We start from the raw sequence: 13,828 nt of genomic DNA on the forward strand, positions 1-13,828 counted from the left end.
ACATGTCCCTCAAGATCACCGTGATCGGCACCGGCTATCTCGGCGCCACCCATGCCGCGGCGATGGCGGAGCTCGGGTTCGAGGTGCTCGGTCTCGATGTCGTACCCGAGAAGATCGAGATGCTCTCGGCGGGCAAGGTGCCGATGTACGAGCCGGGGCTCGAGGAACTGCTCGCCCAGCACGTGGTGGGGCTGCCGGGCTCCAGCGGGCGGCTGCGGTTCACGACCTCCTGGGAGGAGGTCGGCGCGTTCGGCGACGTCCACTTCGTCTGTGTGAACACACCGCAGAAGCACGGCGAGTACGCGTGCGACATGAGCTACGTGGACGCGGCCTTCGGCTCGCTCGCTCCCGTCGCACGGGAAGGGTCCCTGGTCGTCGGCAAGTCGACCGTGCCCGTCGGTTCGGCCGACCGGCTCGCGGAGCTGCTGCCGGAGGGTGTGGAGCTGGCGTGGAACCCGGAGTTCCTGCGCGAGGGCTTCGCCGTGCAGGACACCCTGCACCCCGACCGGCTCGTGGTGGGGGTGCGCAGCGAGCGTGCGGAGAAGCTCCTGCGCGAGGTGTACGCGACGCCGATCGGCGAGGGCTCGCCGTTCGTCGTGACCGACTTCCCCACCGCCGAGCTGGTGAAGACCTCGGCGAACTCCTTCCTCGCCACCAAGATCTCCTTCATCAACGCGATGGCCGAGGTCTGCGAGGCCGCCGGCGGCGATGTGGTGAAGCTGGCCGAGGCGATCGGCTACGACGACCGGATCGGCAAGAAGTTCCTGCGCGCCGGGATCGGCTTCGGCGGCGGCTGTCTGCCCAAGGACATCCGTGCGTTCATGGCCCGCGCCGGTGAGCTGGGCGCGGACCAGGCGCTGACGTTCCTGCGCGAGGTCGACTCGATCAACATGCGCCGTCGTGGGCACATGGTGGAGCTGGCGCGCGAGGCGGTCGGCGGCGACTCGTTCCTGGGCAAGCGGGTGGCGGTGCTCGGCGCCACGTTCAAGCCCGACTCCGACGACGTACGGGACTCCCCCGCGCTGAACGTCGCCGGGCAGATCCATCTGCAGGGCGGCCAGGTCACGGTCTACGACCCCAAGGGCATGGACAACGCCCGCCGCCTCTTCCCGACCCTCGGGTACGCGGACACCGCGCTCGGGGCGGTCCGTGGCGCGGATGTCGTGCTGCATCTGACGGAGTGGCGCGAGTTCCGCGAGCTGGACCCGGCGGCCCTTGGTGCGGTGGCCGCCGAGCGGGTCATCCTCGACGGCCGCAATGCGCTCGACCCGGTCCTGTGGCGTGAGGCCGGCTGGACGTACCGGGCGATGGGGCGGCCCGCGGCGTAAGGGCCGCTCGGCCTGTCGGCGTACGGGTCATGCCTGCGTGCGGCCTACCGGTCGAGGCGCTCGATCGTGGCCGTCGACGGTGGGCGCCGCTGCTGCGCCGCGCGGGCGGTGAAGTCCGCGTCCCTGAGCACTCGTTGGGCATTGCCCCAGGTGAGCTGGGCGAGGTCGGGTTCGGTCCAGCCGCGCCGCAGCAGTTCCGCGATCAGCTCCGGGAAGCGCGAGGTGTCCTCGACGCCCTCGGCCGGCTCGTCCGCCGTGTCGTACGTACCGGAGAGCGCGACGCACTCCGGGCCCGCCACCTCGCGTACGTGATCGAGGTGGTCCGCGATCCGGGTCAGCGTCGGGCCGGTGCGGGCGGAGGCGCACGGGACCATGCACAGGCCCTTGTTCGTACGCAGAGCGGTGAGCGTCGCGTCGGAGAGGTTGGCCGGGTGCGGGGTGAGGGCCGCGGCGCCTGAGCGGGAGAAGACCACTGGGGCCTTGGTGACGGCGAGGGTGCGCTCGACGGTCCGCTCCGAACTGCCGCTGAGGTCGATCAGCAGGCCGAGGCGGTTGCACTCGCGGACGACCTCCTCGCCGAAGCGGGTGAGGCCTTCCGGGCCGGCCCAGGAGGTTCCGTACAGGCCGAGGCTGCGTACTCCGAGGGTGTAGAGGGCGCGCAGGGCGCCGAGCGAGTCGCCGAGCGCATGTGCCTCGGCTGGACCGAGCAGGCAGGCGATCCGGCCGTGGGAGCGGGCGTCGGCGGCGTCCGAAGGGGTGCGGGTCAGGCGCAGGGCCTCGGGGTTGGCCTCGATGACGTGGCCGGCCAGGTCGATGAGGTCGAGGGTCGCGGAGACGGCGCGCTCGCCGCTCGCCTCGGGCGGGAGGGTGAGCGACCAGAACATCGCGCCCACGCCGCCCTCGCGCAGGCGCGGGATGTCGGTGCGCAGGGCGCTTTCGCCCAACTCCAGGTCGTACCAGGAGAGTTGCCGCAACGCCCAGGGAAGCCCGCTGTGTCCGTCGGCGACGGGGTGCTGCCTGAGCAGGGTGCGGGCGTGGGTGAGAGGGCTCTGCGGGGTGCCGGTGCTCGGCGGCCCGGCTTCTGTGCTCGGCGGGGCGTCGGTGTGCGGCGGGGCATCGACGCGTGACACGGCCTCGGTGCTCGGCGAGGCATCAGTGCGCGGCGGGGCGTCGGTGCTCGGAGGTCCGGCTTGTGTGTTCGGCGGAGCGGTCGGGGGCTCGTCCAGCTTGCCGATCTCGCCTGGGGCCAGCGACTCGTCCTGCAGATCCGCCATCGGGGGCTCCGGTCACGTGGGGGTGCGGTGGGCTGCGCGTATCGACACGGTGGCATGAGCCCATGGGTGCGACCCGGCGGGTGGTGCGTACGGGGGTACGGCGTCACACGCACGTACCCCCGGAGGCCTCGTATCGCAGAGCGATCAGCGCGGCGGCGGCTGTTCCACCGGGCCGCCTTGATGAGCCGTCGGGAGATGGTTCCCGGCCCCGCTGGGAAGCCGGTGCAGGCAGTCGGCCGAGCAGGCGTTGACGAGCAGCGGAAGGACGTCGGTGGCCACGACGAGCGAGATCCACGCCTGGTGCAGTCCACGCCCGGCGAGCGGCTCGTCGCAGACGCTGCAGGTGGAGATCGCGGTACTCCCCCAGCGGGCCGGATCGAGCCGCGCCAGGTCGGCACCGGTCACCGAGTCCCGAGGCGGCTGGAGCCGCGGGAACGGGGCGCGGAACTTGAAGTTGCCGTAGATCGCCCGCGTACTGACCGTGCTGCGTACCAGCCGCGGACACCGGGTGATTTCGTACGGGAACCAGTGGAGGCGGCCCGAGGTGTACGGGACGAACTCCTCCAGGCTGCTCATGGCACCGATCTCGGGCGGGATCCTGACCAGGTTGCTGCCGTACACCACCAGGCTCTTCACCGCGGTCAGCCGCGCGATCTCCGCGGGGAGCGTGACGAGCTGCCGGCGCTCCTCGGGACGCATCTGCGGCAGCGGACGGAACTCCTCCCTGCCGTCGGCCACCGCCTCGTCTATGAGCTCCAGAAGCCGCAGCCATCCCGGCGCGGACGTGTCCTGCACCTCGGGGTGGAACCCGACCTTGCCGCCGCTGTGGTTCTCACGCCCCTGGTGGAAGCAGGTGCAAGGGTCCTGGACCCGCACCGGCGCACCCGGCGCCGCCACCCCTTCGGGAAAGCGGTTCTCGAACACCTTCGGTCGTTCGTCAGCCGTCATGGCGACACCCTAGGAACGGCACGCGCCGCGGCCCAGAGATCCGGCACAAGCCGGCGGAAAGACGAAGGGTGCGCTCCGGTGCGGGGACCTCAGGCCACCGGGCCGTCCACCTGCTCGAGGGTCGCGTTCGACGGGCCGCGGTGGGACTGCAGGTCGCGGGAGACGGATTCCGCGTCGCGCAGCACCCGGACCGCGTTCGACCAGGTCAGCTTGGCCACGTCCGCGGAGGACCAGCCGCGGCGCAGCAGCTCCGCGATCAGGTTCGGGTAACCCGCGACGTCGTCGAGGCCGGACGGGGTGAACGCCGTGCCGTCGTAGTCGCCGCCGATGCCGATGTGGTCGATCCCGGCGACCTCGCGCATGTGGTCGAGGTGGTCGGCCACCGTGGCGACGGTCGCGACCGGGCGCGGGTTGGCCGCCTCGAAGGCGCGGTGGATCTCCATCGCCTCGGGGGTGGTGTCGAGGTGGTGACGGCCGTGGGCGCGCATGTTCTCGTCCGCGGCCTGCGTCCACGCGACGGCCGCGGGCAGGATGAACTTCGGTACGAAGGTGGCCATCGCCACGCCCCCGTTCGCGGGGAGCTGCGCGAGCACGTCGTCGGGGATGTTGCGCGGATGGTCGCAGACGGCGCGGGAGGAGGAGTGGGAGAAGATCACGGGCGCCACCGACTCGTCCAGCGCGTCACGCATCGTGGACGCGGCAACATGGGACAGGTCGACCAGCATGCCCGTGCGGTTCATCTCGCGGACCACCTCGCGGCCGAAGGCCGACAGACCGCCGACGCCGGGTTCGTCCGTGGCCGAGTCCGCCCACGCGATGTTGTCGTTGTGCGTGAGGGTCATGTAGCGCACGCCCAGCGCGTACAGCGCGCGCAGGGTGGCCAGGGAGTTGTTGATCGAGTGGCCGCCCTCGGCGCCCTTGAGGGAGGCGATCCGGCCCTCGCCGCGGGCCTTCTCCATGTCGTCCGCGGTCAGCGCGCGGACCAGGTCCTTCGGGTACGCGGCGAGCAACTGGTCGACGCAGTCGATCTGTTCAAGGGTCGCGCTGACCGCGTCCTCACCGGCCATGTCGCTGCGCACGTACACCGACCAGAACTGCGCGCCCACCCCGCCGGCCCGCAGCCGCGGGATGTCGGTGTGCAGCCGCCCGCGCAGATCGCCGGCGATATCGCGCTGCGCGAGGTCGTAGCGCACGGTCTCGCGCAGCGCCCACGGCAGATCGTTGTGCCCGTCGGCGACGGGGTGCTCGGCGAGCAGGTCGAGGGCCTGGGAGAGGTACGGCGAGAGGTCCGCGGGCGAGGAAGTCATGCCCCCAACGTAACCGCCGGGGGCATGGCTCTCCTCTCGGGCCGGGCGCTACTTCGCGAAGCCGAAGGCCCCGGCGCCCTCCGCCTTGGCGCGCAGGCGGCGGCCCTTCTCGGTGGCCTGCTCGTTGAGCTCCTGCTGGAACTCCCGCATGCGGCCGAGGAGTTCCGCGTCGTGCGCGGCGAGCATCCGGGCCGCGAGCAGTCCGGCGTTGCGCGCACCGCCCACCGAGACCGTGGCGACCGGGACGCCGGCCGGCATCTGCACGATGGACAGCAGCGAGTCCATGCCGTCCAGGTACTTCAGCGGTACGGGGACGCCGATCACGGGCAGCGGGGTCACCGAGGCGAGCATGCCCGGCAGGTGGGCCGCTCCCCCGGCGCCCGCGATGATCGCCTTGAGGCCGCGGTCGGCGGCCTGCTCCCCGTACGCGATCATCTCGTGCGGCATCCGGTGCGCCGAGACCACATCGACCTCGTACGGGATCTCGAACTCGGCGAGCGCCTGCGCGGCCGCCTCCATCACGGGCCAGTCGGAGTCGGAGCCCATGACAATGCCGACGACGGGTGCAGCGCTCATGCCGTTTGTTCCGTTCGCGGTGCTCACTCGACGATTGTTCCTCGCAGGTAGCCGGCGGCGTGCGATGCGCGTTCCAGCACATCGCCCAAGTCCTCGCCGTAGGTGTTGACATGGCCGACCTTGCGGCCGGGCTTCACATCCTTGCCGTACATATGGATCTTGAGCTGGGGGTCGCGGGCCATGCAGTGCAGATACGCGGAGTACATGTCCGGGTAGTCGCCGCCGAGGACATTGGCCATCACGGTCCACTTCGCGCGCGGGCGCGGGTCGCCGAGCGGCAGGTCGAGCACGGCGCGTACGTGGTTGGCGAACTGGGAGGTGACCGCGCCGTCCATCGTCCAGTGGCCGGAGTTGTGCGGGCGCATCGCCAGCTCGTTGACCAGGATGCGGCCGTCGGGCGTTTCGAAGAGCTCGACGGCGAGATGGCCGACGACTCCCAGTTCATGAGCGATGCGCAGGGCCAGCTCCTGGGCGCGGCCCGCGAGTTGCTCGGAGAGGTCGGGGGCGGGCGCGATCACGGTGTCGCAGACGCCGTCGACCTGGCGGGACTCCACGACCGGGTACGCCACGGCCTGGCCGTGCGGCGAGCGGACGACGTTAGCCGCCAACTCCCGTACGAAATCGACCTTCTCCTCGGCGAGCACCGGGACACCCGCCCTGAACGGGTCGGCGGCGTCTTCGGCGGAACGTACGAACCACACGCCCTTGCCGTCGTAGCCGCCGCGCACGGTCTTGAGGATGACGGGGAAGCCCTCACCCTCCTCCGCGAACGCGACGACATCCGCCGCATCGCGCACGATGCGGTGGCGCGGGCAGGGTGCGCCGAGCTCGGTGAGGCGCTCGCGCATCGCGCCCTTGTCCTGCGCGTACCGCAGAGCGTCCGGGCCCGGACGTACGGCGATGCCGTCCGCCTCCAGGGCGCGCAGGTGCTCCAGCGGCACATGCTCGTGGTCGAAGGTGATCACGTCACAACCGCGCGCGAAGTCACGCAGCGTGTCCAGGTCGCGGTAGTCGCCGATGACGACTTCGCTCACGACCTGCGCCGCGGAATCCGCGGGGGTGTCACTGAGGAGCTTGAACTTGATGCCGAGCGGGATGCCTGCTTCGTGCGTCATGCGCGCGAGCTGCCCACCGCCGACCATGCCGACTACGGGGAACGTCACATCCTCCAGGGTAAGGGGCCCCCGGATACGTAAAGACCTACGAGTCCTGCGTCACATCTCACAGTCTGGTTAGCATTGCTTGACGACATAGCCGGGGGAAACGACCGAACGGGGCTGACCCATCACCATGAGTGAGCGTGGCGCACTACGCGCACAACTGGATCAGCTCTGGCGGGAGATCGCGAAGTTCGGCGCCGTGGGCGGTGTCGGCATGCTGGTCAACCTCGGCGTCTTCAACCTGCTGCGGCATACGACCGAGATCCCGGTGGTGCGCGCCTCGATCCTCGCGACGGCCGTGGCGATCTGCTGCAACTACGTGGGGTTCCGGTACTTCACTTACCGTGACCGGGACAAGAGCAGCCGCACCAAGGAGATGACGCTCTTCCTGCTGTTCTCGATCGTGGGACTCGTCATCGAGAACGGGGTGCTGTACGCGGCGACGTACGGATTCGGCTGGGACAGCCCGTTGCAGTCCAACGTGTTCAAGTTCGTCGGCATCGGAATCGCGACCCTGTTCCGCTTCTGGTCGTACCGCACGTGGGTGTTCCGTGCGCTGCCGGCCCGTGAGGCCGTGGCCAGCGCGGAATCGTTCCTGGAGGGCTCCGAGCCGGAGCGCACGCGGCGCTGAGCGGCCTTCCTGGCCGCCCGGCGCTGAAGTGGGCCGTCCTGGCCACCGCCCGGCGCTGAGCGGCTTCCTGCCCACCGCCCCGCTCCTGGGCTGCCGCTTGGCGCGGCCTACCTGACCGTCCGCTCCTCCTGCGTGGCCTCCGGCCTGCGCGGGGTGCTGGACAGGAACAGGCCGAACACCGGCGGCTGGGCCTGCAGCATCTCCAGGCGGCCGCCGTCCGCCTCCGCGAGGTCGCGGGCGACCGCGAGGCCGATGCCCGTGGAGTTGCGGCCGCTGATGGCGCGCTCGAAGATCCGGGTGCCGAGTTCCGGCGGTACGCCGGGGCCCTCGTCCGTGACCTCGATGACCACCTGGTTTCCGGCGATTCGGGTGCGCAGCGCCACCGTGCCGCCACCGTGCATCAGGGAGTTCTCGATCAGGGCCGCGAGGACCTGGGCGACCGCGCCCGGTGTGCCGACCGCCTGCAGATTCTGCTTGCCCGAGTGGACGATGGCGCGGCCCGCGCTGCGGTAGGCGGGGCGCCACTCCTCGAGCTGCTGTTTGACGACCTCGTCCAGGTCGAAGGAGACCGCCGAACCGGTACGCGGATCCCGGGAGTTGGTGAGCAGCCGCTCCACCACGTCGGTGAGCCGCTCCACCTGGGTGAGCGCGATGGTCGCCTCCTCCTTCACCGTGTCCGGGTCGTCCGTGAGCGTGATCTCCTCCAGGCGCATGGAGAGCGCGGTCAGCGGGGTGCGGAGCTGGTGCGAGGCATCCGCGGCGAGACGGCGTTCCGCGGTCAGCATGCGGGCGATGCGCTCGGCCGAGGAGTCGAGGACGTCGGCGACCCGGTCGAGCTCGGGGACGCCGTAGCGCTTGTGGCGAGGCCGTGGATCACCGGAGCCGAGGCGTTCGGCGGTCTCCGCGAGGTCCGTGAGCGGGGATGCGAGGCGGTTGGCCTGGCGTACGGCGAGCAGGACGGCCGCGATCACGGCGAGGGTGGCCACCGCGGCGATCATCAGGAGGGTGCGCCAGACCTCGTTGGTCACCGAGGAGCGGGGCTCCTGGACCGTGACGGTCTCGCCCTGCTCGCCCTGCTCGGTGGCCTGGATGACGTCGCCTGCCGGGCGGGTGCCGATCTGGATGGGGTCGCGGCCGGGGATCTCGATCAGGGCGAAGCGCTCGCTGTCGACCTGGTCGCCCAGGACCTGGGCGCTGATCGCCTCGTGGCCGATGATCCGGGAGTCGACGATGGAGGCGAGCCGCACCGCCTCGGATTCCACTCGCTCCTGGGCGCTGGTGGTGATCGTCCGGGTCTCCACGATGACCAGGGAGACCCCGAAGACGGCGATCACGACGAGCACCACGGCGAGGGTGGAGTTGATCAAACGGCGGCGCACAGTGCGGGACCTTTCCGTACGGGAGCGGGACGCCCACCCCCGTAGAACATCAGCTCTTCTCGAAGCGGAAGCCCACCCCGCGCACCGTGGCGATGTAGCGGGGGTTGGCCGCGTCGTCGCCGAGCTTCTTGCGCAGCCAGGAGATGTGCATGTCGAGGGTCTTGGTGGAGGACCACCAGGTGGTGTCCCAGACCTCGCGCATCAGCTGGTCGCGGGTGACGACCCGGCCCGCGTCGCGCACCAGGACCCGCAGGAGGTCGAACTCCTTGGCGGTGAGCTGGAGTTCCTCGTCGCCCATCCAGGCGCGGTGGGACTCGACGTCGATCCGTACGCCGTGGGTCGCGGGCGCTTCCTTGACCTCGCTGGCGCCGCGCCGCAGGAGGGCCCGGACGCGGGCGAGGAGTTCGGCGAGGCGGAAGGGCTTGGTGACATAGTCGTCGGCGCCGGCGTCGAGGCCGACCACCGTGTCCACCTCGTCCGCGCGGGCGGTCAGGATGAGGATCGGGATCGCGTGCCCGTCGGCGCGCAGCCGGCGGGCGACCTCGAGTCCGTCCATCCCGGGCAGTCCCAGGTCGAGCACGACCAGGTCGATACCGCCCTGCAGGCCCGCGTCGAGTGCGGTGGGTCCGTCCTCACGTACTTCGACCTCGTAACCCTCCCTGCGCAGTGCACGGGCCAGCGGCTCCGAGATGGACGCGTCATCCTCGGCGAGCAGTACACGGGTCATGGCCCTGATGGTAGTCGGCCGCGGCAGCGGGCATACGGGCATCCGGCATGCCTTCCGCACCTGTGGGGCAGGAGGGGCCAAGCGAAGGGGGCGCCCTGCGACACTGGCAGCGTTTGCCGTGAGTTACCTTCGAATTGCGGGTTCGGTTCCAGCGATGCTTGTGATCCAGCTCTCAAATCCTTCCATACGCGCCCTTAATCTCCTTATGGTGTGCGAACGCCTATAACCCGAGATGGGACTTTCGGCCCCCCTAATCAGCCGAAAGTCTCTTTTACGGGGCGAGGTTGCATCGTCAGCCTTGCGTTCAGTGATTGACCTATGGGCCGGGCCCTTTGCGCGAAGAAGCGCGAGGGGCGTGGATCCCGGAGCGCACCGCTCACTTCTTCGTCTCCGCACGGAACGAGGCCCCCAGGGCGTGGGGATGAGCTGTGCCGCCGGTGCCGGCCACCCCCCACCGGGCGCGCATCACGCTCACGCTTGCGTGCGGCGCGTCCCGAGCGAACAAGGAACGACCATGGCGTCCAGCCTGACGAAGCCTTCCGCCACCGGCGAGAAGACCTTCTTCGGCCACCCCCGCGGCCTGGCCACACTCTTCATGACCGAGATGTGGGAGCGCTTCTCCTACTACGGCATGCGCGCACTGCTCGTGCTCTACCTGGTCTCCGGTGGCGCCGACGCGGCGACCGGCTCCCAGGGCGGCGGTCTCGCCTACACGGCGGCGGCTGCCACTGCGATCTACTCGGTCTACGTGTCGCTGGTGTACCTCTTCACGCTGCCCGGCGGCTGGTTCGGTGACCGCGTCTGGGGCGCCCGCAAGACGGTCGCCATCGCGAGCGTCGTGATCGTCGCCGGTCACGTCAGCCTCGCGCTGCCCACGCAGGCGATGTTCTTCGTCGGTCTGGCCCTCGTGGCCGTCGGCTCCGGCCTCCTGAAGGCCAACATCTCCACGATGGTCGGCCAGCTCTACACCGACCCGAAGGACGTCCGTCGCGACGGCGGCTTCACGATCTTCTACATGGGCATCAACCTCGGTGCCTTCGCCGCTCCGTTCGCGATCGGCATCCTCGGTGAGAAGGTCAACTGGCACCTGGGCTTCGGTCTCGCGGCCGTCGGTATGGCGCTCGGTGCCATCCAGTTCATGATCGGCTCGCGCCACCTGGCTCCGGTTTCCAGCGAGGTCCCGAACCCGCTGACCGCCCCCGAGAAGCGCGGTGTCATCACCAAGACGCTGGCCACCATCGCCGTGGTCGCCGCCTTCTACCTGGTCGTCGCCTTCACCGGTGTCTGGGACCTGACCCTCAACTGGGCGCTGCTCCCCATCACCGTCATCGGTCTGCTCATCCCGATCGCCGTGATCGCCCGCATCAAGTCCGACAAGGACCTGAACGGCGAAGAGCAGACCAAGATGAACGCCTTCATCTGGTTCTTCGTGGCCGCGGCCGTGTTCTGGATGATCTTCGACCAGGGCGGTTCGACGCTGTCGCTCTTCGGTGACACCTCCACCGAGCGCGCGATCTTCGGCTGGGAGATGCCGAACACGCTGTTCCAGTCGCTGAACCCCGGCTTCGTCATGATCTTCGCGCCGATCTTCGCCGCGATCTGGCTGGCCCTGGCCCGGCGCAACCGCGAGCCCGACACCATCGTGAAGTTCTCGATGGGTCTGGTCATCATCGGTGCCTCGTTCTTCGTCTTCCTCATCCCCATGGGCATGGCGGGCGACGGCAAGGTCTCCATGTGGTGGCTGGTGCTGATCTTCCTGATGCACACCTTCGGTGAGCTGTGCCTGTCCCCGGTGGGTCTGTCCCTGACCACCAAGCTGGCGCCCCGCAAGTACGCCGCCCAGATGATGGGTGTCTTCTTCCTCGCCGTCACCGCCGGTGACTCCGTGACCGGCATGCTCTCCATCGCCGGTGTGGACCTCAACGGCAAGGGCGTCGTCGCCCTCGAGGCCGCCGCCGCGGTCCTGGCCGGCTTCGCGATCTACATGGCGCGCAAGAAGGTCAAGTCCCTGATGGGCGAGGTCCGCTGAATCAGCTCCTGAGCTGAGCGTCTCGTACGCGGTACTCGAACGGAGGGCCATCGCACCACTCGGTGCGGTGGCCCTTCGTGTTTCTCCCGTGCGCCGCGGCGCGCCCCGTGGACGATGCGGGATATGCGCCTCTCCTTGCGCCCTTCCCTGACCGGCGGTCTGCTCGCACTGCTCGCCTCCGTGGGTCTGCTGTCGTCCTCGACGGCTCCGGCCGCCTCCGATCCGGTGGTACGGAAGTTCTCGTACGGGTCGCACGCACGCCAGACGGTCACCGCGTACGGGGACCACGGCCCCGCCCTCGCCATCGTGCACGGCGGCTACTGGGCCGACGACACGGACTGGAGCCACTGGGCGCGCTGGTTCGCCGGACAGGGCTTCCGCGTCTACGACGTGGACTACCGGCTCAACTCCGACGCACGCTGGCCCGCGCAGCGCACGGACGCGCTGGCCGCGCTCGACTGGGTGGCCCGGCACAGCGGGATGCGCCCGCTGGTGCTCGGCTCCTCGGCGGGCGGACAGATCGCGACGGTCGCGGGCGGGTACGGGGAGGGTGCTTCGCGGGTACGCGGGGTCGTCGCGCTCTCCCCGGTGGCGACGCCTTCGCGGGCCTGGACGGATGGCGGGCGTCCCTCGGCGTCGGCCAAGCAGCGGAGGCTGCGCACGGAAGCGCGACGGCTCGCGGGGTGTACGCCTTCCACGTGTCCGGCGCAGTGGCGTTCCATGGCCGCTTCCACGTATGCCTCGGGGGCCGAGGACGCGCCGCTGTTCCTGGTGCACTCGGTCGCGGAGTTCGTGCCGGCGGCGCACTCGCGTGATCTGGCGACTGCGGCGCTGGGCAAGGGGCTTGCTGACGTGACAGTGCGTACGGTTTCCGGGTCCGCTCACGGGGCCGCGCTGCTGTCCTCTGCGAGCGTGCGGGGTGCGGTGGTGGGGTGGCTGCGGGAGCGCGCGGGTTGAGGTCTGGGGGCTTTTCCCCTACCCGCCCCTTCCCGAAACCGGGGCTTCGCCCCGGGCCCCGGCATCCGAACTTCGTTCGGATCTGCTCAATCGCCGCAGGGGCTGAAAGTGTGCGGGGCGCCCTCACCGTGAGGAACGCCCCGCACCGTAAAGCCACTTACTGCGTACGCCGCCGCGGCATGAACGTGAAGACCGCGCCGCCCAGCAGAATCACCGTGCCGGCCACCAGGCCGAGCGCGCGCAGGGCGCCGTCGGACTCGGCGCCGGTCTCGGCGAGGCCGCCGCCGGAGGCCGGGGAGCCGCCCGCCGCACCGCCGGCCGCGTCGCCGCCGCCGGCGACACCGCCCTGGTCGGTGACGTCGAGCGTCAGCGACACGGACGTCTTCGTCGCCTTGCACGGGATGGTGATCGGGTTGCCCCCGAGCGTGACGCTGATCGTCAGGTCACCGGGGCTGAGCTCGGCCTTGCCCTTGGCGCCCGGCTTGTAGGTCCCCGTCATGGGCTCGAGGGACACCGGGTCGCCGGCCTTGATCGGCGCCTTGTTCGCGGCGCCTTCGACCTTGACCGTGCCGTTGTCGTCGCCGCCCACCTTGACCTGCATGGACGACTTCATCGCACCGGCCGGCAGCGCGGCCGGGCTGTCCATCACGCCCTTGGCCGTCGCGACGGTGAGGTCGTAGTTCTCGCCGTTCTTCTTGGCACTGACGGTCGCCTTGCCGTCGATCTTCGCCGGTCCCGGCGAGGTGCACTCGAAGGTCGTGGCGACCTCCTTGCCCGGGAAGTCGCTCCCGCCGCCGCCACCGCCCGCGTCGCCGCCGCCGGCCGCCGCGCCGCCGGAGTCGCCACCCGTGGCCGCACCTCCGGAGTCACCGCCCGAGTCGCCACCGGTCGCCGCGCCGCCGGAGTCACCGCCCGTGGCCGCACCTCCGGAGTCGCCACCCGTGGCCGCGCCACCGGAGTCGCCACCCGTGGTGGTCGCCTCGCCCGTGACCTTGATGGTGAGCGCGGTCGGCACCTTCTCGAGGGGCTCGCACGGGGTGTCCACGCTCATGCCCATGACCTGCGCGTTGACGTTGTACTTGTCCGGGGTGAGCGTCAGGTCGCCGGGGGCGGTGAGCTTCAACTTGCCCTTCATGTCGGCGAGTTTCATATCGCCGCCCTTGGGGATCGCCGGGTTCTTGCGCGGCCCCTCCAGCTTGACGTCGGCCGTCTGCGCGCCCGCCGCCTTGACCGTGCCGGTCGGAAGCAGCGAGTCCGCGGGCAGGTCGATGATGTCGGGGTTCTTCGACGCGGCCTGGACGAACTTCCAGGTCACCTCGATCTCATCGCCCACCTTCGCCTCGGCGGGCGCCGTGATGTCGGCGATCGACGTGCCCTCGACCGGGTCCGAGCCCATGCTCGGCGTGCACTTGGCCTTCCATGTCGACTCGGCCGCCTGCGCCGGGGCCGCGGTCAGCAGGATTCCCGCGCCGCCGAGCATGAGCGCGACGCCCAGCGCGCTCACTCTCCTTT

General features: G+C 70.3%; 12 protein-coding genes. 4 read left to right on the forward strand and 8 right to left on the reverse strand.

What is annotated here, in order from left to right:
• Positions 1-2: 2 nt before the first annotated feature.
• The gene (locus ABT367_RS05015) at positions 3-1,328 is read left to right on the forward strand and encodes a UDP-glucose dehydrogenase family protein (protein WP_352249689.1); all 1,326 of its coding nucleotides are present in this window, start codon (positions 3-5) and stop codon (positions 1,326-1,328) included.
• 44 nt (positions 1,329-1,372) lie between these two features.
• Here the strand turns inward: ABT367_RS05015 and ABT367_RS05020 are convergent, their stop codons facing one another.
• The 5 genes from ABT367_RS05020 to ABT367_RS05040 form a co-directional block, all read right to left on the reverse strand.
• Complete coding sequence (locus tag ABT367_RS05020) at positions 1,373-2,602, reverse strand: membrane dipeptidase (RefSeq protein WP_352249691.1); 1,230 nt, start codon at positions 2,600-2,602, stop codon at positions 1,373-1,375.
• Between the two features lie 144 nt (positions 2,603-2,746).
• Positions 2,747-3,550 (reverse strand): leucine-rich repeat domain-containing protein, encoded by an 804-nt coding sequence (locus ABT367_RS05025; protein WP_352249693.1) that lies wholly within the window; start codon positions 3,548-3,550, stop codon positions 2,747-2,749.
• An 89-nt stretch (positions 3,551-3,639) separates the two neighbouring features.
• On the reverse strand, positions 3,640-4,857 hold the full coding sequence (locus ABT367_RS05030; RefSeq protein WP_352249695.1) for a dipeptidase: 1,218 nt from the start codon (positions 4,855-4,857) through the stop codon (positions 3,640-3,642).
• A gap of 48 nt (positions 4,858-4,905) precedes the next feature.
• Complete coding sequence (purE, locus tag ABT367_RS05035) at positions 4,906-5,433, reverse strand: 5-(carboxyamino)imidazole ribonucleotide mutase (protein WP_352249697.1); 528 nt, start codon at positions 5,431-5,433, stop codon at positions 4,906-4,908.
• A gap of 23 nt (positions 5,434-5,456) precedes the next feature.
• Positions 5,457-6,596, reverse strand: a complete 1,140-nt coding sequence (locus ABT367_RS05040; protein ID WP_352249699.1) for a 5-(carboxyamino)imidazole ribonucleotide synthase — start codon at positions 6,594-6,596, stop codon at positions 5,457-5,459.
• A 127-nt stretch (positions 6,597-6,723) separates the two neighbouring features.
• Between ABT367_RS05040 and ABT367_RS05045 the strand changes: the two genes are divergently transcribed.
• Positions 6,724-7,224 (forward strand): GtrA family protein, encoded by a 501-nt coding sequence (locus ABT367_RS05045; protein WP_352249701.1) that lies wholly within the window; start codon positions 6,724-6,726, stop codon positions 7,222-7,224.
• Between the two features lie 107 nt (positions 7,225-7,331).
• Here the strand turns inward: ABT367_RS05045 and ABT367_RS05050 are convergent, their stop codons facing one another.
• Together ABT367_RS05050 and ABT367_RS05055 are read right to left on the reverse strand one after the other, a co-directional pair.
• Positions 7,332-8,603, reverse strand: a complete 1,272-nt coding sequence (locus tag ABT367_RS05050) for an ATP-binding protein (RefSeq protein WP_352249703.1) — start codon at positions 8,601-8,603, stop codon at positions 7,332-7,334.
• 49 nt (positions 8,604-8,652) lie between these two features.
• A complete protein-coding gene (locus ABT367_RS05055; RefSeq protein WP_052581568.1) occupies positions 8,653-9,330 on the reverse strand; it encodes a response regulator transcription factor in 678 nt (225 codons plus the stop codon).
• A gap of 514 nt (positions 9,331-9,844) precedes the next feature.
• Between ABT367_RS05055 and ABT367_RS05060 the strand changes: the two genes are divergently transcribed.
• Positions 9,845-11,359 carry a peptide MFS transporter gene (locus tag ABT367_RS05060; protein ID WP_352249705.1) on the forward strand — a complete coding sequence of 505 codons (1,515 nt, stop codon included), beginning with the start codon at positions 9,845-9,847 and terminating at the stop codon, positions 11,357-11,359.
• 123 nt (positions 11,360-11,482) lie between these two features.
• Complete coding sequence (locus ABT367_RS05065; RefSeq protein ID WP_352249707.1) at positions 11,483-12,316, forward strand: alpha/beta hydrolase family protein; 834 nt, start codon at positions 11,483-11,485, stop codon at positions 12,314-12,316.
• A 157-nt stretch (positions 12,317-12,473) separates the two neighbouring features.
• On the opposite strand, the gene ABT367_RS05070 is transcribed toward ABT367_RS05065, so the two are convergent.
• Positions 12,474-13,820, reverse strand: a complete 1,347-nt coding sequence (locus ABT367_RS05070) for a hypothetical protein (protein WP_352249708.1) — start codon at positions 13,818-13,820, stop codon at positions 12,474-12,476.
• Positions 13,821-13,828 lie beyond the last annotated feature (8 nt).

Origin of the sequence: Streptomyces mesophilus (assembly GCF_040300965.1) — a bacterium.
Classification (GTDB): domain Bacteria; phylum Actinomycetota; class Actinomycetes; order Streptomycetales; family Streptomycetaceae; genus Streptomyces; species Streptomyces mesophilus_A.

Excerpts from the sequence above, each read along its gene's own strand:
- ABT367_RS05060 (WP_352249705.1), top strand. The coding sequence starts at position 9,845 with ATGGCGTCCAGCCTGACGAAGCCTTCCGCCACCGGCGAGAAGACCTTC.
- ABT367_RS05020 (WP_352249691.1), bottom strand. The coding sequence starts at position 2,602 with ATGGCGGATCTGCAGGACGAGTCGCTGGCCCCAGGCGAGATCGGCAAG.
- ABT367_RS05055 (WP_052581568.1), bottom strand. The coding sequence starts at position 9,330 with ATGACCCGTGTACTGCTCGCCGAGGATGACGCGTCCATCTCGGAGCCG.
- ABT367_RS05030 (WP_352249695.1), bottom strand. The coding sequence starts at position 4,857 with ATGACTTCCTCGCCCGCGGACCTCTCGCCGTACCTCTCCCAGGCCCTC.
- ABT367_RS05045 (WP_352249701.1), top strand. The coding sequence starts at position 6,724 with ATGAGTGAGCGTGGCGCACTACGCGCACAACTGGATCAGCTCTGGCGG.
- ABT367_RS05025 (WP_352249693.1), bottom strand. The coding sequence starts at position 3,550 with ATGACGGCTGACGAACGACCGAAGGTGTTCGAGAACCGCTTTCCCGAA.
- ABT367_RS05065 (WP_352249707.1), top strand. The coding sequence starts at position 11,483 with ATGCGCCTCTCCTTGCGCCCTTCCCTGACCGGCGGTCTGCTCGCACTG.
- ABT367_RS05015 (WP_352249689.1), top strand. The coding sequence starts at position 3 with ATGTCCCTCAAGATCACCGTGATCGGCACCGGCTATCTCGGCGCCACC.
- purE (WP_352249697.1), bottom strand. The coding sequence starts at position 5,433 with ATGAGCGCTGCACCCGTCGTCGGCATTGTCATGGGCTCCGACTCCGAC.